The following is a 21,619-nucleotide window of genomic DNA, read 5'->3' on the forward strand; positions in this document are numbered from 1 at the left end:
GTGAATGAACACCCCCTGTCCGCATGGTGGATGGGTGTCTCAGACTTCGGCGCCCCTCGGGCGGTGCGGGGAGGGTGGGGTGAGCAGCGCCACGCCCATCTTTTTCCGACAGCGGCGTCAGCAAACTAGGATGTGGTCATGGAAATCGTCTACAACGTGTTCGCGGTCCTGCACTTCGTCGGCTGGGCCATCGTCCTCGGCGGCTACTTCGTGTCGCTCAAGTCCGCCGCGCTCAACAAGGGCGTCTTCCACGGTGCCGCGACGGCTGCCGTCGCGGGCATCCTCATGGTCGGCGTCGCCGAGATGAGCGGCATGTGGGACGACGGCGGCCCCAGCATGATGAAGATCGGCATCAAGCTCGTCATCGCCGTGATCATCGCGGTCCTCGCGTTCATCGGCGTGCGCCAGGGCGACAAGATCTCGCCCGCGCTCAAGCACTCGATCGGCGGCCTCACGCTGGTCAACATCATCGTCGCAGTCTTCGTCTGACGCACGACGCGACCCGGGCCGCGTGCGCCGCACCGGTCTGCCTGCCGGTCCGGACCGTCGGGTGAGGGTCGCGTAGATTGACGAGCTCCCCGTACCCGTCAGGGTGCGGGGAGCTCTGTCGTTCCGGCTCTGTCGTCGAGGAAGTGGGTGCGCGCGTGAGCGTGGTGGGAGAGGTGGTCGTCGGCCTGGTGATCCTGGTCGGGCTGGCCGGGATCGTGGTGCAGGTCCTGCCGGGCAACACGCTCGTGGGCGGGGCGATCCTGGTGTGGGCGATCATGACGGGCGGCACGACGGCGTGGGTCGTCTTCGCGGTGGCCGCGACCTTCGTCGTCGCGGCCGAGGGCGGTCAGCTCCTGCTCGCCGGCCGGCACATGCGGCGGGCAGAGGTCCCGTGGTCGACGCTCGCGTGGGGCGGCCTGGTGGGCGTGGTCGGGTTCTTCGTCATCCCTGTGGTCGGGCTGTTCATCGGCTTCGTGGCCGCGGTCTTCGTGGCCGAGCTGATCCGTCGGCGCGACCGACGAGCGGCCTGGCGGGCGACCGTCGCCGCGCTGCAGGCCACGGGCATCACGATCGTGGTCCAGCTGCTGGGAGGGCTGTTCGCGGCCGCGACGTGGGGCGTGGGGCTCGCGCTGACGTGAGCCCGGCGCCACGGGAGGTGCCGAGAACGGGGTCGAGGTCGTTCTGGAGGCCGGAACGACCTCAACCCCGTTCTCGACCACCGGACGGGGCCTGACCGGAAGAGTCAGGTCCGGCCGAGGGAGGAGGGGAGGGGCGTGGGGGCGCGGGGACTGCGGGGGTGTGGGGACGCGGGGGGACTCAGGCGCCGAGGCGTGCCCGTAGCCGGTACTCCAGACCGACCCGCACGGTCGGCCACTCGGCGGCCGTGACCGAGTAGACGACGGTGTCGCGCAGCGTGCCGTCGTACCCGATCTGGTGGCTGCGCAGGACCCCGTCGAGCTTGGCGCCCATGCGCTCGATCGCGGAGCGCGACTCGCGGTTGTGGAAGTGGGTGCGGAACTCGACCGCGATCGCGTCGAGGTCGTCGAACGCGTGCGCGAGCAGCAGGAGCTTCGCGGCAGGGTTCGCGCCCGTGCCCTGCGCCCCCGCGCGCTGCCAGGTGGCGCCGATCTCGACACGCCGGTTGAGGGGGTCGATCCCGAGGAACGTCGTGATGCCCAGCACCTGGTCGTCGGCGTTGCGGACCACGACCCACGGGTTGGCCGTGCCCGCATCACGGGCAGCGATCTTGTCCTGGATGTACACCGCCATCTCCTCGGGGGTCGGCACAGAGGTGTACCAGCGGTTCCACAGCTCGCCGTCGCGCACGGCCTCGACGAGGGCGTCGTGGTGGTCCGCCCGCAGCGGGACGAGGCGCACGAGACGGCCGGTCAGGGTCACGGGGTCGGCGAAGGCGTTCACGTGCCCGACCTTATCCGGCGCGCGGCCCGGGGCGCCCGGCAGCCCTGATCGTGGTCGCACGGTGGCCGGTTGCCGAGAACGGGACGGCGGCGCCACGGGCCGCGACGCGACCGCAACCTCGTTCTCGGGGCGAACGCACCCGACCGACGGGTCACCCGACCGAGATCTCCGTCACGTAGAGCACGTTGCCGTCGAGGTCGCGCATCGAGAACATGGGCGGGACACCGTCCCAGCGCAGCAGCTCGTCGACGCGCACGCCCTGGCCGGCGAGCGTCGCGTGGTCGGCGGCGGCGTCCGAGGTCGCGAGGCGGATGCCCGTGTCGGCCCCGGCCTCCTGGCCCTGGCCCTCCTGGACGAGGGCCACCGAGACCGCGGCGCCGGGCGGGGCGACCTCGATCCAGCGGAACCCTTCCTGGAGGTCGCCGTCCATGCGGACCTCGAAGCCCAGGGTGTCGCGGTAGAACGCGAGCGCGGCGTCCTGGTCGCGCACCGGGACCGCGACCGTGTGCAGGCCCGTGAAATGGGTCGTCGTCATGATTCCTCCTTGGCAGCGGGGCGCCCTCGACGGAGGGCGTCGTGGGGAGGACCGCGGCGAGGGCGCGAAGTCATCGGTCGCCGGCCCGGGCGTGCGCGTCCCGTGAGCTTGCGGGACGCGTGCCGATGCGGGGAGTGTCGGTGCGCACGCCTAGGCTGGTGGGGCTATGACATCGCTCTTCGAGAACCTGCCGCTGCCCGGATTCGACCTCGCGTCCCTCGGGGACTCGTCGCGCCTGCCGACCACCGCGCCGCGGTGGGACGAGGCGCCCGACGGCGGAGGTTCCGCGCGCACGTCCGCCCGCCCGGGGCGGGGCTCGGCGGAGCGTGCCGACGCGGCGGGCCGCGACGAGGAGGGGCACCGCGTCGGCGGCTTCTCGCACATCGACCCGGACGCGCTGCTCGACGGGATGAACCCGCAGCAACGTGAGGCCGTGGTGCACGCGGGCAGCCCGCTGCTCATCGTGGCGGGTGCGGGCTCGGGCAAGACGCGGGTCCTGACGCACCGCATCGCGTACCTGCTCGCGACCGGCCGGGCGCGGCCGGGCGAGATCCTCGCGATCACCTTCACCAACAAGGCCGCCGCGGAGATGCGTGAGCGCGTCGAGTCGCTCATCGGCCCCGCGGCCCGGTACATGTGGGTCTCGACGTTCCACTCGGCGTGCGTGCGGATCCTGCGCAAGGAGGCCGCGGCGCTCGGGCTCAAGTCGAGCTTCTCGATCTACGACGCGGCCGACTCGCAGCGGCTCATCACGCTCGTCAGCCGCGAGCTCAACCTGGACGTGAAGAAGTACCCGGCACGGACGCTGTCGAACAAGATCTCGGACCTCAAGAACGAGCTGATCGACCCCGAGCGCTACGCACGGGAGAGCGGTGCCTCCGCTGCGGACGGCGCACAGGGTGCCGGTGGTCCGGCCAACGCGTTCGACCAGGTCCTCTCGGACGTCTACTCGCGCTACCAGGCCCGCCTGGCGCAGGCGCACGCGCTCGACTTCGACGACATCATCATGACCACGGTCAACCTCCTGCAGGCCTTCCCGGCCGTCGCGGAGCACTACCGTCGCCGGTTCCGGCACGTGCTGGTCGACGAGTACCAGGACACCAACCACGCGCAGTACGTCCTGGTGCGCGAGCTCGCGGGGGCGAGCGCCCCGCCGGCGCAGGGCGAGGACGGCACGTGGGCGCCGGGCACCATCCCGCCCGGCGAGCTGACGGTCGTCGGTGACGCCGACCAGTCGATCTACGCGTTCCGCGGTGCGACGATCCGCAACATCCTCGAGTTCGAGGCCGACTACCCGAACGCCCGGACCATCCTGCTCGAGCAGAACTACCGCTCGACGCAGAACATCCTCTCGGCCGCGAACGCCGTGATCTCGCGCAACATCGACCGCAAGCCCAAGCGCCTGTGGACGGACGCCGGGGCGGGCGTCAAGATCATCGGCTACGTCGCGGACAACGAGCACGAGGAGGCGCGCTTCATCGCCGAGGAGATCGACCGCCTCGGCGACTCGGACGGCGTGCGCCCCGGCGACGTCGCGATCTTCTACCGGACCAACGCGCAGTCCCGTGCCCTCGAGGAGGTGCTGATCCGCGTCGGCCTGCCGTACAAGGTCGTCGGTGGCACGCGCTTCTACGAGCGCCGCGAGATCAAGGACGCGATCGCCTACCTGCGGGCCGTCGCGAACCCCGACGACGACGTCAACCTGCGCCGCATCCTCAACGTGCCCAAGCGCGGCCTCGGCGACCGTGCCGAGGCCCTGGTCGCGGCGTTCGCCGAGCGCGAGCGCATCTCGTTCGCGGCGTCGCTCGACCGGGCCGAGGAGATCCCGGGCATGACGACCCGGACCCTGAACCCGCTGCGCTCGTTCCGCGAGCTGTTCCACGGGCTGCTCGACCTGTACGCGACGGGCGCGACGCCCGCGGAGATCCTCGGAGCGGTCCTCGACCGTTCGGGCTACCTCGCCGAGCTGCGGGCCAGCGACGACCCGCAGGACGGGTCGCGCGTCGAGAACCTCGCCGAGCTGCACGCGGTCGCGAGCGAGTTCACCGAGCTCGAGCCCGAGGGCACGCTCACGGACTTCCTGGAGCGCGTCTCGCTCGTCGCGGACTCGGACCAGATCCCGTCGAGCGACGACGAGGGCCACGAGGGCAAGCCCGTCGTCGACCCGGGCGTCGTGACGCTCATGACGCTGCACACGGCCAAGGGCCTCGAGTTCCCCGTGGTGTTCCTCAGCGGCATGGAGGACGGCACGTTCCCGCACATGCGGTCGTTGCACGACGAGAGCGAGCTCGCCGAGGAGCGGCGCCTCGCGTACGTCGGCATCACGCGAGCACGGGAGCGGCTCTACATCTCGCGCTCCGCGGTCCGGTCGGCATGGGGCATGGCCAACGAGTTCCCGCCCAGCCGGTTCCTCGACGAGATCCCCGAGGACCTGTGGGACTGGCGCCGCAAGGAGTCGTCCATGGCGACCCTGCGCGGCCCGGGCGGCTACACGGGCGGGTGGGGGTCGTCGTCGGGCGGCTCACGCGGCGGCTCGGGCACCGGGTACGGCTCCGGGGGCTCGGGCTCGCGCAACGGTGCGGTCCGCACGCGTACCGTCACGCCCAACCCCGACGGCCCCAAGTTCGGCTCGGCGACCCCGCGCAAGGAGGGGGACATCCCCTCGCTCGCGATCGGCGACAAGGTCACGCACGACGCCTACGGGCTCGGCACGGTCGTCGCGGTCGAGGGCGCGGGCACCAACGCGGTCGCCAAGATCGACTTCGGGGCGGACGGCACCAAGCGCCTCCTGCTGCGCTTCTCGCCCGTCACCAAGCTGTAGGGGACGGGGGCTGCTCCGCGACCGGACCGGGCCTGGTGCGTGTGCTGCGGCTCAGGTCAGTGTGCTCTCGCGTTCGACGACGGTCGGCGTGAGGACGACCGTGCGTGGAGGTCCGCCCGCCACCATCTCGGCCGCGAGCTCGACCGCGACCTTGCCCTGGAGGTCGAAGGGCTGGTGCACCGTGGAGAGGCGCGGCGTGGACATCGAGGCGACCGGGTGGTCGTCGAAGCCGATGACGAGGACGTCGTCCGGTACGCGCAGGTCGTGCTCGCGCAGCGCCTGGAGGACTCCGATCGCGATGCGGTCGTTGCCGCACGCGACGGCATCGAACCGAGCCCCGGAGCGCACCAGCTCCACACCGGCCTGGTAGCCGGCCGGCGTGTCCCACCCGGCGTAGACGATGGTCGGCAGAAGACGTTCTCCGAGAGCGCGACGTAGACCCTCGGCGCGGTCGGACGTCGCGGGGTTGTCCGCCGGGCCCATGATCGCCGCGACGCCGGTCGCCCCTCGCGCGAGGAGGTGTTCGGCGGCGAGGGTGGCACCCAGGACGTCGTCGGAGTAGACGGAGGCGAAGGCGCCCTGGTCGAGGTCGCCCAGCTGACCACACAGCACGACCGGCACGTGAGCATCACGCAGGTCGTCGAGCATCCCGTCGTCGATGTAGGGCGAGATGTGGATCACGGCGTCGACCGCGCCGCGCTTGAACAGGCGCAGCCCTTTGGCCCGCTCGTCGCTCGTCGCCATGGTGAACAGGACGGGGACGACCGGAGTCGGGGTCAGGGCATCCGTGATGCCCTTGAGCACCGAGGCGTACGTCGGGTCCGCGAGCAGCTCGTCGAGCGGTTCGGTCAGGGCCACGGCATAGGCCTCTGCTGTACCGGTCGCGAGCTGACGTGCACGGGCCGACGCGATGAAACCGGTCGACTCGATCGCTGCTCGGACCGCCTGCTCGCGGTCGGCGCCGACGCCCGGCGCACCGTTCAGGACGCGGGAGACGGTCATGTGGGAGACCCCGGCGCGAGCGGCGACGTCTCGGATCGTGACCTTCTTGGTGCGGGCGACCGCCATCGACTGCCTCCTCGACCACGGCCTGCGAACCTACGGCTCCGGGCCTTCTCGTTGTGAGGCGGAGTCTACCGTGACCGGCGGCCGCAGAGCCTTGCGGCGAGTGCGTGTTACCGGTAACGTCGGCGGCGCGTTACCGGTAACACCCATATGCCCTGCTGGCGCTTCGGCGACCCGACCGGTCGGCCAGGGCAGCAGCACTCGACGACGAGGACCAGGTATCACCCATGACGACGCTCCGGTGGGAGGACCCCACCACCACAGGTGCCGGGCGGCTCCCAGCACACGCGTACTTCTTCGGCCATGACTCCACGGCAGGGGCGGCGACCGGACAGCGGGGCCTCTCGCAGGGATTCACCTCCCTGTCGGGGCGATGCCGGTTCCGCTACTACGACCATCCCGGCCGTGTCGCCCCCGCCGACCGCACCGAGCCGGCTCTCACCCTGGGAGGCGAACCGCTCCCCGGCTGGACGGTCCTGTCGGTGCCCCACCTGTGGCAGCTCGACGGCTTCGGGCGGTTGCAGTACACCGACGAGGGCTACCCGTTCCCCATCGACGTCCCGCACGTGCCGTCGGACAACCCGACCGGGGTCTATCAGTTCGATGTCGAGCTCGCTCCGCAGCCGGCGGGGTCCCGGCGCATCCTGCGCCTCGACGGGGTCGAGGCCTACGTCGAGGTGCACGTCAACGGGACCGAGGTCGGCTGGTCCAAGGGCTCGCGGCTGTGCGCCGAGTTCGACATCACCGATGCTGCGCACGACGGTCTCAACCTCGTCACCCTGACCGTGCTGCAGTTCGCGGACTCGACGTACGTCGAGGACCAGGACATGTGGTGGGCCTCGGGGGTCTTCCGCGACCTCTACGTCTACGTGCGTCCCGCGACCCATCTCGCCGACTACGTGGTGCGGACGCGCCTCCTGCCCGACGGCGCCGCGCACCTGAGCGTCGGCCTCGACCTGGTCGCGGAGCCAGGGCCGGGCGGGGGGAGCGTCGGGTGGTCCGTGCGCACGCTCGACGGGGAGCAGGAGCTCGCATCGGGCGACGCCGACGCGCCCTCGGGCACCGACGACATCGGCCTCCGGGTCCCTGACGTCGAGTGGTGGAACCCCGAGCAGCCGACGCTCTACCGGCTCGATCTCGAGGTGCGTGATGGGCGGGGACGAACGTCCCAGCACGTCAGCGTCCGGTTCGGCTTCCGTGACCTGACGATCCGCGACGGGATCCTCCTGCTCAACGGTTCCTACTTCGCCATGCACGGCGTGAACCGGCACGACCACGACGACCGGTTCGGCCGCGCCGTCGGCATGGACCGGGTGCGCCGCGACCTCGAGCTCATGAAGCGACACAACATCAACGCGGTCCGCACGGCCCACTACGCCAACGATCCCCGGTTCTACCAGATGTGCGACGAGCTCGGCCTGCTGGTGGTCGCGGAGACCGATCTCGAGTCTCACGGGTTCGCCAACGTCGGTGAGATCGGGCGGATCACCGACGACCCCCGGTGGCGCACGACGTACGTCGACCGCATCGAGCGGCACGTGCTCGCCCAGCGCAACCACCCGAGCATCGTCATGTGGTCCCTCGGCAACGAGTCCGGGGACGGGCGCAACATCACCGCGATGTACGAACGGTGCAAGGAGCTCGACCCCACGCGTCCCGTGCACTACGAGGAGGACCGCGACGTCCGCGACGTCGACGTCATCTCCACCATGTACTCCCGGGTCTCCCAGATGAACGACTTCGGCGAGCACCCTCACCCCAAGCCGCGCATCCTGTGCGAGTACGGGCACGCGATGGGCAACGGCCCCGGCGGGCTCTCGGAATACCAGCAGGTCTTCGACCGCTGGGACTCGATCCAGGGGCACTTCGTCTGGGAGTGGTGCGACCACGGCCTGCGCGAGGTGACCGACGACGGCCGTGAGCTCCACCGCTACGGCGGCGACTACGGGGACTATCCGAACAACGGGAACTTCTGCCTCGACGGCCTGCTGTTCCCGGGACAGCAGCCCAGCCCCGGGCTGACCGAGTACGCCCAGGTCATCAGCCCCGTCAAGGTCGAGGGGGCCGACGGTGGGCTCCTCGTGCGCAACGGCTTCTACTTCACGACCCTCGCGGACTTCGACCTCGTGGTCGAGGACCACGTCGACGGCGTCGTGGCGCGATCGCTGACGGTGTCGGCCGGGGCCGTCGCTCCGCGTGAGTCGACCGTCGTCGAGCTGCCTGAGGCGCCCAGGGGCGGCGAGGTGCTCCGGACCGTCTCGGTCCTGCGCCGCACGGGCACCGCATGGTCGGCGCCGCACGCACGGATCGGCATCTACCAGTTCCCGCTCAGCGACGACGAGCCCGACGCAGGTCAGGTCGCGACCCAGCCCCGGCATCCGTTCCGGGTGGTCGAGTCCGAGCACACCCTCGCGATCTCGGCGGCGTCCTCGACATGGACGTTCGACACGCTCACGGGGCGCCTGCTCTCGTGGCGTGGCGCCGGTCGCGACCTCGTGGTGCGGCCACCCCGGCTCCAGATGTGGAAGCCCCTCATCGACAACCACCAGCAGGAGCACGACGCGCTGTGGCACCCTCGTCACCTGCAGATCATGCAGGAGTCGACCCGCGGTGTCCGCGTCGAGCGGGGCGAGGGGTACGTCACCGTCGTCGTCGAGACGAGCCTCGCACCGCCCGTCTTCGACTTCGGGATGCGGGTCACCTATCGCTGGGACCTGTTCGACGACGGCACGGCGCGCCTGAGCCTGTCCGGGACCCCCTACGGTGAGTACCGCGACATCGTGCCCAAGATCGGCCTCGATCTGGGAATACCGGTCGACTGCGACCAGGTCGAGTTCTACGGACGCGGGCCGGGAGAGAACTACGCGGACTCCCGCGCCTCGCAGGTGGTCGGGCGCTACCGGGGCACCGTCGCCGACATGTTCACGTCGTACGTCGTCCCGCAGGACTGTGCCAACCACCAGGACGTCCGGTGGGTCGTGCACAAGGACCGTCACGGCCGAGGTCTCGCCTTCGCGGCGGAGGGGGCCCCGCTCAACTGGTCCGCCTGGCCCTACACGTGCGAGCAGATCGACGCGGCGCGTCACGTCACCGACCTCGTCCCGGACCCCGAGGCGCTCACGGTCAACATCGATCATGCCGTCCTCGGGCTCGGGTCGAACTCGTGGGGATCGGAGGTGCTCGACACCTACCGAGTGCGGTTCGAGGAGTTCAGCTACTCGTTCCTCATGACACCGCTCAACACGGGCGACGTCGACCCCGCATTCGCCGTCCGCGGTGTGCGTGCCGCACACCCCCGCCCGGGCGCCACGGAGCCCGGCCGTACGACGACGGAGGACGTGCTGTGACCCTGTTCGCCTCGAGAGAGGACCTCGTCGCCGGTCATGCGGGCGTCACCAAGTGGGAGCGCCTGCTTGCCGCGCTCGACAACGCGGACGCCGTCAGACCCGGCGTCGCGCACTCGATCGGGGACTCCCTGACGTACCGGCGAGAGAGTGCCGAGGGTCTGAGCCAGACCACGTTCGTCGGGCACCGGCGGTACCAGACAGTGCTGTCGGTGCTCGTGGGCGAGGTCCGGACGGACCTCGCCCCGCAGAGTGCGTTGCCCACGTACGAGGCCTACAGCGACCTGTCGGACCGCGAGAGGTTCTCCGCCACCGCAGGCGTGGGGCATGTCGTGACCGCGTCGCAGGGCCAGATCCTCGCGGTCCCGGTCGACCACGCGTGGCGTGTCGCGCCTGGCCAGCACGCCGACCTCCTGGTCGTCCGCCTCACCGTCGAGGGCGCGACCTTCCACAACAAGTAGGCGCAGCGCGCCTGCCCTCACTCTTCTCCTCGAGAAAGCACAAGCTCATGAACGATCGCAAGAGCATCGGTGGATTCATCCTGTTCACCATGGTCATCGCGGCGGTTTTCAACTTCCGCAACGTCATCAACAACTACGTCGCCATCGGCACGCTCGCGGCCCCCGCCTTCTTCGTCGCCACGATCGTGTACTTCATCCCGTTCACCCTGATCATCGCCGAGTTCGTGAGCCTCAACCGGAACTCGGAGTCCGGCGTCTACCAGTGGGTGCGCTCGTCCCTCGGCGGCAGGTGGGCCTTCTTCACGGCCTTCTGCTACTGGTTCGTGAACCTCTTCTACTTCATCTCCCTGCTGCCGCTCGTGCTCGTCTACGCGACGTACATGATCCTGGGCAAGGGTGTCCAGGTGGAGCCTTGGGCGCTCGCGGTCTTCTCGATCGCCATCTTCTTCGTCGCGACGTGGATCTCCACGCGGGGTGCGAAGTGGATCGGCAAGGTCACGTCGTTCGGCGCGACCCTGATGCTGTCGATGGCGTTCGTCTTCATCGTCGGCGCCGTCGTCGCGCTGCTCGGCGGGATCACGCCCGCGAACGACCTCTCGATCGCCGGGATGAAGCTCGACCCCGGATCGGGTCTGACCACCTGGGCCTTCCTCGGAACCCTGGCGTGGATCATCCAGGGAGTCGGCGGCGCGGAGTCCATCGGCGTCTACCTCAACGACCTGCGCGGGGGAGCCAAGGCCTTCGTCCGCACGATCGTCGTCGCGGGTCTCACGATCGGCCTGGTCTACACGATCGGGACCTGGCTCATGGCCGTCTTCGTCGAGAAGAGCGAGGTGGGCTACGAGAACGGCGTGTTCGTCACGATGGCCGCAGCAGCCGAGCACTTCGGGCTGTCGGGGACCGTCACCATCCGTGTCGTCGGTGTCATCATGCTCGCCGCGACGCTCGGTGGTCTGATGATCTGGACCTCCGCACCGGTCAAGATCTTCTTCTCCGAGATCCCGAGCGGGATCTTCGGGCCCAAGGTCGTCGCGCTCAACGAGCACGGTGTGCCGGTGCGTGGCGCCTGGATCCAGTTCGCGATCGTCGTCCCGCTGCTCGTCATCCCGACGCTCGGTGCCGGGTCGTCGATCGATGCGCTGCTCAAGATCGTGATCAACATGACGGCAGCGACGGCCCTGCTGCCCCCGGCGCTCATCCTGGTCGCCTACTGGAAGCTCCGGAAGTCCTACGAGTCCGCCAGCCGCAGCTTCATGATGGGTGGTCGCGGGCTCGGGCTGAGCATCGCTTCGTTCCTCGTCGTGCTCTTCACGGTGTGCTTCGTCGCGGCGACGTTCCCAGAGGACCAGGCGCTCTGGCTCACGCTCGTCTACAACGTCGGTGGCGTCGTGATCTTCCTGGGTGCCGCGCTCGTCTGGTACGAGCGGTACATCCGGCGCCTGCGGTCGCAGGACCCCGAGGCGGCTCGACGCGAGCTCGCGCCGAGCGCGTTCGAGCAGTCGACCCGCAACGCCGAGGAGGACGCCCTCCTCGAGGCTGCCCGGCCAGTGAAGGCCTGAGCTCTCACGCCGCCGCCCGTCCCCCTGGGGCGAGCGGCGTCGTCGGGCCGGGAGATCCTCGGACGAGCTGCGCCGACCAGGTCCGGCAAGGCTCGTCCGAGCACGGCTCGGCCCGGCACGCGAGCGGGACGGGTGTGGCCAACGAGACAGCGCCCGAGCGGGGAGACGGCCCGCCCCGGGTAGGTCCCGGCGTGCTGCCGGGCTACCCTGTGACGGGATGTCTCGATGTCGAGACATCGGTTAGCCGGTCAGGCAGTCAGATGGAAGGACGACACAGGGTGGACCTGTTCGAATACCAGGCGCGCGACATCTTCGAGAAGCACGGGGTTCCCGTGCTGGGCGGCGTGGTCGCCACGACCCCCGAAGAGGCTCGCGAGGGCGCTGAGAAGCTCGGTGGCGGGACCGTGGTCGTCAAGGCCCAGGTCAAGGTCGGCGGTCGCGGCAAGGCGGGCGGCGTCAAGCTCGCCCACTCGCCCGAGGAGACGGCCGAGAAGGCGTCCGAGATCCTCGGCATGGACATCAAGGGACACACGGTCCACCGCGTCATGATCGCGGAGGGCGCGAAGATCGCCGAGGAGTTCTACTTCTCGGTGCTCCTCGACCGGGCCAACCGCTCGTACCTCGCCATGGCGAGCGTCGAGGGCGGCATGGAGATCGAGGTCCTCGCGGTCGAGCGCCCCGAGGCGCTCGCCAAGGTCGCCGTGGACCCGACCGTCGGCATCGACCAGGCGAAGGCCGACGAGATCGTCGCCGCCGCCGGGTTCGCCGACGACGTCAAGGCACAGGTCGCCGACGTCATCCAGAAGCTGTGGACCGTCTACAAGGAGGAGGACGCGACCCTGGTCGAGGTCAACCCCCTGGTCCGCACCGAGGACGGCTCGATCGTCGCGCTCGACGGCAAGGTGACCCTCGACGAGAACGCCGGCTTCCGCCACGCGGACCACGAGGCGCTCGAGGACAAGGACGCGGCCGACCCTCTCGAGGCCAAGGCCAAGGAGAACGACCTCAACTACGTCAAGCTCGACGGCCAGGTCGGCATCATCGGCAACGGCGCGGGCCTCGTCATGAGCACGCTCGACGTCGTCGCCTACGCGGGTGAGCAGCACGGCGGCGTCAAGCCCGCCAACTTCCTCGACATCGGCGGCGGCGCGTCCGCGGCCGTCATGGCTGCAGGCCTCGACGTCATCCTCAACGACGAGCAGGTCAAGAGCGTGTTCGTGAACGTCTTCGGCGGCATCACGGCGTGCGACGAGGTCGCCAACGGCATCGTCCAGGCGCTCGCGATCCTCGGCGACGAGGCGAACAAGCCGCTCGTCGTCCGTCTCGACGGCAACAACGTCGAGGAGGGGCGCGCGATCCTCGCGGAGGCGAACCACCCGCTCGTCACCCTGGCCGAGACGATGGACGGCGGCGCCGACAAGGCTGCCGAGCTGGCCAACGCCGCTTCCTGACCCGAGACCCGAGAGAGAAAACAGACAGACATGGCAATCTTCATCAACGAGGACTCCAAGGTCATCGTCCAGGGCATGACGGGTTCGGAGGGCCAGAAGCACACGACGCGCATGCTGGCCTCCGGCACCAACATCGTGGGCGGCGTCAACCCGCGCAAGGCCGGCACGTCGGTCGCTTTCCCGAAGGGTGAGGGCACCGTCGACGTCCCCGTCTTCGGGTCCGTCGCCGAGGCGATCGCCGCCACGGGTGCCGACGTCTCCGTGATCTTCGTGCCCCCGGCATTCACGAAGTCCGCGGTCGTCGAGTCCATCGAGGCCGGCATGCCGCTGACCGTCATCATCACCGAGGGTGTCCCGGTCGCGGACTCCGCGGAGTTCTTCACCCTGGCCGAGGCCAAGGGCGTCCGACTCATCGGCCCCAACTGCCCCGGCATCATCAGCCCCGGGAAGTCGAACGTCGGCATCATCCCGGCCGACATCACGGGCCCCGGCAAGATCGGGCTCGTCTCGAAGTCCGGCACGCTGACCTACCAGATGATGTACGAGCTGCGTGACTTCGGCTTCTCGACCGCGATCGGCATCGGCGGCGACCCGATCATCGGCACCACGCACATCGACGCCCTCGCGGCGTTCGAGGCGGACCCCGACACCGAGGCGATCGTCATGATCGGCGAGATCGGTGGCGACGCCGAAGAGCGCGCCGCGGCGTACATCCAGGCGCACGTGACCAAGCCGGTCGTCGGCTACGTCGCGGGCTTCACGGCTCCTGAGGGCAAGACCATGGGCCACGCCGGCGCCATCGTGTCCGGCTCGTCGGGCACCGCGCAGGCCAAGAAGGAGGCCCTCGAGGCCGCGGGCGTCAAGGTCGGCAAGACGCCGTCCGAGACCGCCGCTCTCATGCGCGAGATCCTCTCCTGATCACGTCCTGCTGAGCACCCGCTCAGCAGGTCCGACGGCGCCCGGCCACCCTTCGGCCGGGCGCCGTCGGCGTACCCTGTTCTTCCCGGACGCGCGCCGGCGCCCGGTCGCGCACCGGGCAGGCGCGCTGATCGCGGGCGCGCCGCCCGACCTGCACCGCCAGGGCCGACCGATCGACGACGATGGAGACCATGACCACGCCCACCCAGTCCGTCGCCGGGCGACGGGCACCCCGAACGGTCGAGGAGCCCGCCCGCGGTCCTCGTCGTCCCCTCGAAGCCCCTCGGCGCTGGATCTCGGGCATGGTCGCCGCGCTCCAGGCGCTCGCGCTCTCGCTGGCCGTGGTGATCCTGCCGGCCGTCGCGGCATTCCTCGCGTCCTCGGCCGGGCCCGGCGAGGGCGACGCGGGGGGATGGGGCCAGTCGGTGTCGGTCGCGGCCGGGTTCTGGCTCCTGGCCCACGGCGTCCCGCTCGCGGCCGCAGGCACCTCGATCACCCTGGTGCCGCTCGGCCTCACGTCCCTGGTGGTCTTCACGTGCTTCGCGTCGGCCCGCCGCTCGGCGCACACCGCGACGTCGTCGTGGGCGGTCGGGGTCGGGGTCTACGCGGTCGCGACGCTCGTCATCGCGCTGCTCGCCGGGTCCGCCCCGGGGTGGGACGTCCTGTTCGCGCTGCTGGGCGGGGCGGTCGTCGCGGGGGTCGGCCTCGGTGCCGGGATCCTCTCGCGCCCCGACGCTCCACGGGTCGGCGACCTGACCGCTGCCCTCGACCCCTACGTCCCGCCCGTCGCGCGGCTCGGCGCCCGTGCGGGCCTGCTGGGCCTGGCCCTGCTGGTCGGGGTGTCGAGCCTCGTGGTCGGCGCCTGGGTCGTCGCGGGCCGGGCGACGTCGGGGGACATCGTCGTGGGCCTTGCGCCGGGCCTGCTCGGCGGACTGATCCTCGCGGTCTCGCAGCTCGCGGTCGTGCCGAACATGGTGCTCTGGGTGAGCTCCTGGATCGCGGGCCCCGGCTTCGTGGTGGGCGAGGGGAGCAGCTTCACGACGAGCGCGTCCGAGCCGGGCGCGCTGCCCGCCGTCCCCCTCCTGGGCGCCCTGCCCGGACCCGAGTGGACCACGGTCCTGGCCTCGTTCGCGCCCGCGGTCGTCGTGCTCCTGGGCGTCGTCGCCGGGGTGTTCGTGTGGCGTCGCTGCGGTGGGCACGACGCCCGGTGGGCGGACCTGGGGCTCGCGCTGCTGGGTCTCGCCCTCACGGCCGGGCTGCTCGTGGTGACCCTGCAGCTCGTGGCGGGTGGCGCCGTCGGGCCGGGGCGCATGGCGCAGGTCGGTGCCCCGCCCCTGCTCGCCGGAGGCATCGTCGCCGCCGAGCTCGCGGGCGGGGCGGCGCTCGCCCTCGTGTGGGGCAAGGCCGCCGTCACCGAGCGGGTGCGTCACCGACACGACGACGCCGCGCCCGACGACGCGGCCGCACCCGTCGACTGACGCGGGGGCGACCGGCCGGGCCTACCGGCCCAGCCGGTCCTTGGTCCACTGCTCGCGCGCCTGCTCGTACTGGACCGCGCACTCCTGCTGCGCGGCGACCGTGATGGCGCCGTCGAGGCACTGCTGGTTGTCGAGCTCGACGTCCCACATGGCGAGCCCGCCGAGCATCGACAGCGACATGGTCGCGGTCAGGCCCAGCCCGACGGCGACCGCGGGCAGCAGCGCGCCGCCCAGGCGGGCGCGCCAGACCGCGCGCATCGCGCGGACCCCGAACACGATGGTCACGACCGCGAAGAAGAGGCTCGAGACCCGCCACGGGAACGCGAGCGAGCTCGTGACGAGCGTGACGAGCATGAGCAGCCCGAAGTGCAGCACCTGCCGCGTCGTCGCGCGCAGCGTGTCGGGGTCGACGGGCACGGGAGGTTCGCCCGGTGCGGGAGGGCCGCCGGCGGGACGCCCGGGCCGGGCCTGACCCGGCGGCACGCCCTGGGCGGGGGGAGCCGGGGGGCCCTGCACCGGGGGAGGGGTGGGCTTGCGCGCCTCGTCGGTCGGCTTCTGGCCGGGACGTGGGGGCGCGTACGGGTTGCCCATGGGCAGCTCCTCGGTGCTTCGCGGGTGGCGACGGCGCGGACCGGTGCGCAGCCCCCGCCCGGTGGAGGGAGCAGACCGGCACCTCTCCGGCGCGGACTAGGGTGGTACCTGGCTTTTCTCCCCCCATTCTCCACCACTGCCGACGCCTCCGAGGAGCACTGTGCGCACACCTTCCGGTCAGCCCATCGACACGACGAGCGCGGCGCGGGTCGTCGTCCTGGTCTCGGGGGCGGGCAGCAACCTCGCTGCGCTCCTCGCGGCGCACGAGGACCCCGCCTACGGGGCGCGGGTCGTGGGTGTCGTCACGGACAAGCCGGGCGCGGGGGCGCTCGACCTGGCGCGCGAGGCGGGAGTCGCGTCGGTCGTCGTCGCGCCGGGCGACTTCGCGGACCGCGACGCGTGGAACGACGGCGTCGCGGAGGCCGTGGCGGTCTTCTCGCCGGACCTGGTGGTCCTCGCGGGCTTCATGCGCATCCTGAGCCCGGCGTTCGTGGACCGGTTCGCGGGCCGGACGATCAACACGCACCCGGCGTTGCTGCCGTCCTTCCCGGGCGCCCACGGGGTGCGCGACGCGCTCGCGTACGGCGTCAAGGTCACGGGGTGCACGGTCCACGTGATCGACAACGGCGTGGACACCGGGCCGATCATCGCGCAGGCGACCGTGGCCGTCGAGGAGTCCGACGACGAGCAGGCGCTGCACGAGCGCATCAAGGTCGCCGAGCGGGCGCTGCTGGTCGAGACGGTCGGCCGGGCGGCGCGCGAGGGCCTGCGGGTCGAGGGGCGCCGGGCGCTGCTGGGCTGACGCCACGTGTCGCACGAGAGGGGTTCATCTGTCCGAGACGGTGCTTGGACCACGGTCCGGGGGACCCGTCTCGGACGGGAAGTCCTGTCTCGCGGCAGGCCGTTGAACCGGCCTCTTGACCTGCTCCTTGATCAACCAGTACGTTGATCAACGTAACTGTTGATCACGACGAGCAGGCCGACATGACCCTCCTGGACGACCCGCACGACGAGTCAGGCACCGACGACCTCGACCGCGCGTTCCTCGCGCTGGCCGACCCGGTCCGCCGGAGCATCGTCGCCACGCTGTCCAGAGGACCGGCAACGGTCAACGAGCTCGCCGCACCCTTCCCCATCACGAAGCAGGCCGTGTCCCGGCACATCCAGGTCCTCGAGACCGCGGGTCTCATCACCCGCAGCCGGGACGGCCAGCGACGACCCTGCCACCTCGACCCCGCCGCGCTCGAACGGCTCACGGCGTGGATCGACGAGTACCGGCTCACCGCGGAGCGGCAGTACCGCCGGCTCGACGCCCTCCTCGGGCGGCTCCAGGCACCGTCGTCGGACCCATCGAAGGAGCAGTCATGAGCAGCACGCACGCCACGACCGTCACGGCCCCTCCGGGAACGCCCTTCATCGAGGTCGTCCGCGACGTCGACGCCCCGCGTCCCCTCGTGTTCCGGGCCTTCACCGACCCGACGCTCGTCACGCAGTGGCTCGGTCCCCGTCGCTACGAGATGGTCCTCGACCACTGGGACGCCAGGACGGGCGGCTCGTGGGCCTACGCCCACCGCGCGGGCGAGGAGGAGTACGGGTTCTTCGGCACGTTCCACTCGGTCGTGCCGGACACCCGGGCCGTGCAGACCTTCGAGTTCGCGGGCGCTCCCGGGCACGTGAGCCTCGACGAGGTCACGTTCGAGGACCTGCCGGGCGGCGGGACCAGGATCGTCACGCGCTCGGTCCATCAGTCGGTCGAGGCGCGGGACGCCATGGTCGGCTCGGGCATGGCCGACGGCATGAGCGAGGGCTACGACCGCCTCGACGAGCTGCTGGCCTCGGACGTCGTCGCCTGACGGCGGCCCTCCGCCGCCGAGGCCCGCAGCGCCCGCCGTCGAGATGCGGCGATCCGGGGTCCGGTGCTCTCTCCGACCCCAGGTGGCCGCATCTCGACCGGCACACCCACCCGACGGCGCCACGCGCCCCGGGGGAGCGGGGCACCCCGGGGGCGAGGCGCCGTCGGGCCACCGCGCCCCGGACCGCCCGCCCCGGGGCGCGGTAGGATCGGAGGCGGCCGCGACTGGCGAGGGTGGGAACGACCACCGGGGAGCGTCCGATCGACCTGTTGGTGCGTCGTCCGCCTGGGCGCCTGGTGACCGGAATTCCGCGACCCGCTGACCCACAGGAGCCCCTCGTGTCCGCAAGCTCTCACGCCGCCCCCGACACCGGCACCGTCCAGATCGCCGACGACGCCCAGCGCCCCGTGCGCCGCGCCCTCCTGAGCGTCTACGACAAGGCCGGCCTCGTCGAGCTCGCCACGGCTCTGCACGCCGCGGGCGTCGAGCTCGTCTCGACCGGCTCGACCGCGTCCACGATCGCCGCCGCCGGAGTCCCCGTGACCAAGGTCGAGGACCTCACCGGGTTCCCCGAGTGCCTCGAGGGGCGCGTCAAGACGCTGCACCCGCACGTGCACGCCGGCATCCTCGCGGACACCCGCAAGCAGGACCACCTCGACCAGCTCGCGCAGCTCGAGATCGCGCCGTTCGAGCTCGTGGTCGTCAACCTGTACCCGTTCGCGGACACGGTCGCGTCGGGCGCCGGTCCGGACGCCGTGATCGAGCAGATCGACATCGGCGGCCCCTCGATGGTCCGCGCCGCGGCGAAGAACCACCCGAGCGTGGCAGTCGTCGTCGACCCGGCCACGTACGGCGACGTGGTCGCCGCGGTCCAGCGCGGCGGCTTCACGTACGCCCAGCGCAAGGCGCTCGCGGCCCGCGCGTTCGTGCACACCGCGACCTACGACGTCGCGGTCGCGTCCTGGATGAGCAGCGTCGTCGCGCCCACGGACGCCGCGGAGGTCGACGGCGAGACCGTCCACACCGGCTTCCCCGCGTGGGTCGGTGCCACCTGGGACCGTGCCGACGTGCTGCGCTACGGCGAGAACCCGCACCAGCGCGCCGCGCTCTACACCAACGGGCACGGCGCCACGGGCCTCGCGCAGGCGACCCAGCTCCACGGCAAGGCCATGAGCTACAACAACTACGTCGACGCGGACGCCGCGTGGCGTGCCGCGCACGACCACGGCGACGCCCCGACGGTCGCGATCATCAAGCACGCCAACCCGTGCGGTGTCGCGGTCGGCGCCGACGTCGCCGACGCGCACGCCAAGGCTCACGCAACCGACCCGGTCTCCGCGTACGGCGGGGTCATCGCGACCAACGCGGTGGTGAGCGCGGCCGCGGCCGAGCAGATCGCGGGCGTGTTCACCGAGGTCGTCGTGGCGCCGGGCTACGAGCCCGAGGCGCTCGAGATCCTCTCGCGCAAGAAGAACGTCCGCCTGCTCCAGGTCGACGGCGCCCCGAGCACGGGCGTCGAGATCCGGCCCATCTCGGGCGGTCTGCTCATGCAGCAGGTCGACCGCATCGACGCCGCGTCCGAGACCGGCGGCGACAGCCCCGCGTCGTGGACGCTCGCGACGGGCGAGGCCGCGGACGCCGAGACGCTCGCAGACCTCGAGTTCGCCTGGCGGGCCGTGCGCGCCGCGAAGTCGAACGCGATCCTGCTCGCCAAGGGCGGGGCTGCGGTCGGCATCGGGATGGGGCAGGTCAACCGCGTCGACTCGTGCCGCCTGTCGGTCGAGCGCGCCAACACGCTCGGCGCCGAGGGCGAGGAGCGTGCGCGCGGCTCGGTCGCCGCGTCCGACGCGTTCTTCCCCTTCGCGGACGGTCTGCAGGTCCTGCTCGACGCGGGCGTCAAGGCCGTCGTGCAGCCTGGTGGGTCGGTCCGTGACGACGAGGTCATCGCGGCGGCGCAGGCGGCCGGCGTCACCCTGTACCTGACGGGAACGCGCCACTTCGCGCACTGACCCGTCCGCAGGGCCGGTCCGTCCGTAGGGCGGGTCGGCGCCTGGCTGGGGCCGAGCATGCGGTTGCCGTCGCTCTACCATGCGGTTGTCGTCCGGATCCACGCGGATCCGGACGACAACCGCATGCTCGGCAGCGGGGCTGGGAGCGGGAATCAGCAGCGGGGGGCGGGGGCCTCAGACGACCGCGTCGCGCAGCCTGTGGCCGGGGTCCGTCGCGACCTCGACGTCCACGTGCAGCGCCACGTCACGGTTCATGAGCTTGCGCACCTGACCCACCTCGCGCGGCGCGTCGACCACGAGGATCGCGCGCACGGTCGCGAGCCGGTGCCCCTCGGCGTTCGTGCGGTGCGCCCCCGCCACGGTCTCGAGGTAGAGCGCGGTCCAGCCCTCGTGGCCCGTGGCGCCGCCGTTCGGGTCGCCGTGGTAGACGACCTCGTGGAACGGCGAGGGCGTGCCGAACAGTGCGATGTCGTGCCCGAGCTGCTGCGAGAACACGTACGGCGCGTGCTGGGGGACCGGTGCCAGCCCCAGCAGCTCGCGGACGGGCTGCGGCTCGGCGGGCATCTCGTCGATGCCGAGGATGGCCCGCACGGTCGGCTCGGGGTCGTGCAGGGCCGCCGACCAGTGCCCGCCGGGCACGGGCCCGAACACCGCGTTGTCGCGCGTGGCGCAGTCGCCCACGGCGTACAGCCGGCGGAGCGCCTTGAGGGGCAGGTGCCCCGAGGTGCCCGACGGCGCCGCGACGGTCGGGGGAGCCACGCGCCCTGCGCCGTTGACCCGGATCGAGCCGCGCGGGTCGAGCGGGAGCGTGCCCTTGAGCCACGCGGTCGCGGGCTTGGCGCCGACCGCGGCCAGGACCAGGTCGCCCTCGATGGTCCGCCCGTCCGCGAGCACCACGGACCGCGGGCCCACCTCGGTGACCTGGGCCCCGGTGAGCAGGCGAGCGCCGGCGTCGGCGTACCAGCGGACGAGGTGTCCACCGACCTCGGCGCCGAGCTGACGCTCGAGCGGGGTCTGCGCGGCCTCGAGCACCGTGACGTCGCACCCGGCCTTCGACGCGACCCCGGCGATCTCCGCGCCGATCCAGCCCGCGCCGATCGAGACCAGGCGCGTGCCGGGGGTGAGGCGTTCGCGCAGGTGAGCAGCGTCGTCGGCGGTGTGCAGGGTCAGGGCGGCCTCCCAGCCGGGCGGGCGCACGGGTTCGGAGCCCAGGGCGAGGACCGCGACGTCGGCCGTGACGCGTCGGCCGGAGCGGGTCGTGACCGTGACGGACTCGGTGCCGGGCTCGAGGTCGACCGCCGGGTCGTCGAGCAGCGCCTCGTCGGCCAGGACGCTGACGTCGACCCCGATCTCCTCGGTCAGCCAGGCCGGGCCCGGCCGGGTGAGGAGCTCCTTGGACAGCGGCGGGCGGTCGTAGGGCGGCACCCCCTCCGACCCGAGGATCGTCACGCGACCCGTGAACCCGTGCGCCCGCAGGGCCGCGACGGTCTGAGCGCCGGCGAGACCTGCGCCCACGACGACGACCGACCCGGCCGCAGGGCGCCGCGAGTGCGGCAGGACAGCAGTGGTGACTGGTGAGGGCACGATCCCTACGGTAGTCGGCGGTAGGCTCGGACTCGTGAACTG

At 71.6% G+C, this 21,619-nt stretch carries 18 protein-coding genes and 1 riboswitch; of the genes, 13 read left to right on the plus strand and 5 right to left on the minus strand.

Annotation, left to right across the window (positions count from 1 at the left end; all coding sequences use genetic code 11):
- Positions 1-138: 138 nt before the first annotated feature.
- Complete coding sequence (locus ACZDYF_RS03680) at positions 139-489, plus strand: hypothetical protein (protein ID WP_138825406.1); 351 nt, start codon at positions 139-141, stop codon at positions 487-489.
- A gap of 155 nt (positions 490-644) precedes the next feature.
- Entirely contained in the window at positions 645-1,127 is a 483-nt protein-coding gene (locus ACZDYF_RS03685) for a DUF456 domain-containing protein (RefSeq protein ID WP_475053480.1), read from the plus strand.
- A gap of 178 nt (positions 1,128-1,305) precedes the next feature.
- On the opposite strand, the gene ACZDYF_RS03690 is transcribed toward ACZDYF_RS03685, so the two are convergent.
- The gene (locus ACZDYF_RS03690) at positions 1,306-1,908 is read right to left on the minus strand and encodes a GNAT family N-acetyltransferase (protein ID WP_475053485.1); all 603 of its coding nucleotides are present in this window, start codon (positions 1,906-1,908) and stop codon (positions 1,306-1,308) included.
- A gap of 151 nt (positions 1,909-2,059) precedes the next feature.
- The gene (locus tag ACZDYF_RS03695; RefSeq protein WP_475053490.1) at positions 2,060-2,443 is read right to left on the minus strand and encodes a VOC family protein; all 384 of its coding nucleotides are present in this window, start codon (positions 2,441-2,443) and stop codon (positions 2,060-2,062) included.
- A gap of 166 nt (positions 2,444-2,609) precedes the next feature.
- Between ACZDYF_RS03695 and pcrA the strand changes: the two genes are divergently transcribed.
- A complete protein-coding gene (gene pcrA, locus ACZDYF_RS03700) occupies positions 2,610-5,264 on the plus strand; it encodes a DNA helicase PcrA (protein WP_475053493.1) in 2,655 nt (884 codons plus the stop codon).
- 51 nt (positions 5,265-5,315) lie between these two features.
- On the opposite strand, the gene ACZDYF_RS03705 is transcribed toward pcrA, so the two are convergent.
- Complete coding sequence (locus tag ACZDYF_RS03705) at positions 5,316-6,332, minus strand: LacI family DNA-binding transcriptional regulator (RefSeq protein WP_475053496.1); 1,017 nt, start codon at positions 6,330-6,332, stop codon at positions 5,316-5,318.
- A gap of 224 nt (positions 6,333-6,556) precedes the next feature.
- On the opposite strand from ACZDYF_RS03705, the gene ACZDYF_RS03710 reads away from it, so the two are divergent.
- From ACZDYF_RS03710 to ACZDYF_RS03735, 6 genes are all read left to right on the plus strand, one after another.
- Positions 6,557-9,676 carry a glycoside hydrolase family 2 TIM barrel-domain containing protein gene (locus tag ACZDYF_RS03710; protein WP_475053503.1) on the plus strand — a complete coding sequence of 1,040 codons (3,120 nt, stop codon included), beginning with the start codon at positions 6,557-6,559 and terminating at the stop codon, positions 9,674-9,676.
- The gene (locus tag ACZDYF_RS03715) at positions 9,673-10,134 is read left to right on the plus strand and encodes a NanQ anomerase/TabA/YiaL family protein (protein WP_475053508.1); all 462 of its coding nucleotides are present in this window, start codon (positions 9,673-9,675) and stop codon (positions 10,132-10,134) included. The genes ACZDYF_RS03710 and ACZDYF_RS03715 overlap by 4 nt, the downstream gene beginning before the upstream one ends.
- Positions 10,135-10,181: 47 nt before the next feature.
- On the plus strand, positions 10,182-11,693 hold the full coding sequence (locus ACZDYF_RS03720) for an amino acid permease (RefSeq protein WP_475053511.1): 1,512 nt from the start codon (positions 10,182-10,184) through the stop codon (positions 11,691-11,693).
- A 278-nt stretch (positions 11,694-11,971) separates the two neighbouring features.
- The gene (gene sucC, locus ACZDYF_RS03725) at positions 11,972-13,144 is read left to right on the plus strand and encodes an ADP-forming succinate--CoA ligase subunit beta (RefSeq protein ID WP_191789431.1); all 1,173 of its coding nucleotides are present in this window, start codon (positions 11,972-11,974) and stop codon (positions 13,142-13,144) included.
- Positions 13,145-13,174: 30 nt separating this feature from the next.
- The gene (gene sucD, locus ACZDYF_RS03730; protein WP_475053518.1) at positions 13,175-14,062 is read left to right on the plus strand and encodes a succinate--CoA ligase subunit alpha; all 888 of its coding nucleotides are present in this window, start codon (positions 13,175-13,177) and stop codon (positions 14,060-14,062) included.
- Between the two features lie 191 nt (positions 14,063-14,253).
- On the plus strand, positions 14,254-15,540 hold the full coding sequence (locus ACZDYF_RS03735) for a cell division protein PerM (protein ID WP_475053522.1): 1,287 nt from the start codon (positions 14,254-14,256) through the stop codon (positions 15,538-15,540).
- 21 nt (positions 15,541-15,561) lie between these two features.
- Here ACZDYF_RS03735 and ACZDYF_RS03740 read toward each other — a convergent pair whose 3' ends face one another.
- A complete protein-coding gene (locus ACZDYF_RS03740; protein ID WP_475053525.1) occupies positions 15,562-16,131 on the minus strand; it encodes a hypothetical protein in 570 nt (189 codons plus the stop codon).
- 160 nt (positions 16,132-16,291) lie between these two features.
- On the opposite strand from ACZDYF_RS03740, the gene purN reads away from it, so the two are divergent.
- From purN to purH, 4 genes are all read left to right on the plus strand, one after another.
- Positions 16,292-16,933, plus strand: coding sequence for a phosphoribosylglycinamide formyltransferase (purN, locus tag ACZDYF_RS03745; protein WP_475053530.1), 642 nt, complete (start codon positions 16,292-16,294; stop codon positions 16,931-16,933).
- A 182-nt stretch (positions 16,934-17,115) separates the two neighbouring features.
- Complete coding sequence (locus tag ACZDYF_RS03750; protein WP_191795795.1) at positions 17,116-17,499, plus strand: ArsR/SmtB family transcription factor; 384 nt, start codon at positions 17,116-17,118, stop codon at positions 17,497-17,499.
- Positions 17,496-17,984: an SRPBCC family protein gene (locus tag ACZDYF_RS03755; RefSeq protein ID WP_475053534.1), complete on the plus strand. Its 489-nt coding sequence runs from the start codon at positions 17,496-17,498 to the stop codon at positions 17,982-17,984. Before ACZDYF_RS03750 ends, ACZDYF_RS03755 begins: the two co-directional genes overlap by 4 nt.
- A 210-nt stretch (positions 17,985-18,194) precedes the next feature.
- Positions 18,195-18,282, plus strand: a riboswitch (ZMP/ZTP riboswitch).
- 40 nt (positions 18,283-18,322) lie between these two features.
- On the plus strand, positions 18,323-19,993 hold the full coding sequence (purH, locus tag ACZDYF_RS03760; protein WP_475053537.1) for a bifunctional phosphoribosylaminoimidazolecarboxamide formyltransferase/IMP cyclohydrolase: 1,671 nt from the start codon (positions 18,323-18,325) through the stop codon (positions 19,991-19,993).
- A 174-nt stretch (positions 19,994-20,167) separates the two neighbouring features.
- Here the strand turns inward: purH and ACZDYF_RS03765 are convergent, their stop codons facing one another.
- Complete coding sequence (locus ACZDYF_RS03765; protein ID WP_475053540.1) at positions 20,168-21,577, minus strand: NAD(P)/FAD-dependent oxidoreductase; 1,410 nt, start codon at positions 21,575-21,577, stop codon at positions 20,168-20,170.
- Between the last annotated feature and the right edge of the window lie 42 nt (positions 21,578-21,619).

This window comes from Oerskovia sp. PE-21s (genome assembly GCF_056158145.1).

Coding starts and splice junctions, on each gene's coding strand:
- ACZDYF_RS03740 (WP_475053525.1), bottom strand. CDS start 16,131: ATGGGCAACCCGTACGCGCCCCCACGTCCCGGCCAGAAGCCGACCGAC.
- ACZDYF_RS03755 (WP_475053534.1), top strand. CDS start 17,496: ATGAGCAGCACGCACGCCACGACCGTCACGGCCCCTCCGGGAACGCCC.
- ACZDYF_RS03720 (WP_475053511.1), top strand. CDS start 10,182: ATGAACGATCGCAAGAGCATCGGTGGATTCATCCTGTTCACCATGGTC.
- ACZDYF_RS03710 (WP_475053503.1), top strand. CDS start 6,557: ATGACGACGCTCCGGTGGGAGGACCCCACCACCACAGGTGCCGGGCGG.
- ACZDYF_RS03680 (WP_138825406.1), top strand. CDS start 139: ATGGAAATCGTCTACAACGTGTTCGCGGTCCTGCACTTCGTCGGCTGG.
- pcrA (WP_475053493.1), top strand. CDS start 2,610: ATGACATCGCTCTTCGAGAACCTGCCGCTGCCCGGATTCGACCTCGCG.
- ACZDYF_RS03705 (WP_475053496.1), bottom strand. CDS start 6,332: ATGGCGGTCGCCCGCACCAAGAAGGTCACGATCCGAGACGTCGCCGCT.
- ACZDYF_RS03695 (WP_475053490.1), bottom strand. CDS start 2,443: ATGACGACGACCCATTTCACGGGCCTGCACACGGTCGCGGTCCCGGTG.
- ACZDYF_RS03750 (WP_191795795.1), top strand. CDS start 17,116: ATGACCCTCCTGGACGACCCGCACGACGAGTCAGGCACCGACGACCTC.
- ACZDYF_RS03735 (WP_475053522.1), top strand. CDS start 14,254: ATGACCACGCCCACCCAGTCCGTCGCCGGGCGACGGGCACCCCGAACG.
- sucD (WP_475053518.1), top strand. CDS start 13,175: ATGGCAATCTTCATCAACGAGGACTCCAAGGTCATCGTCCAGGGCATG.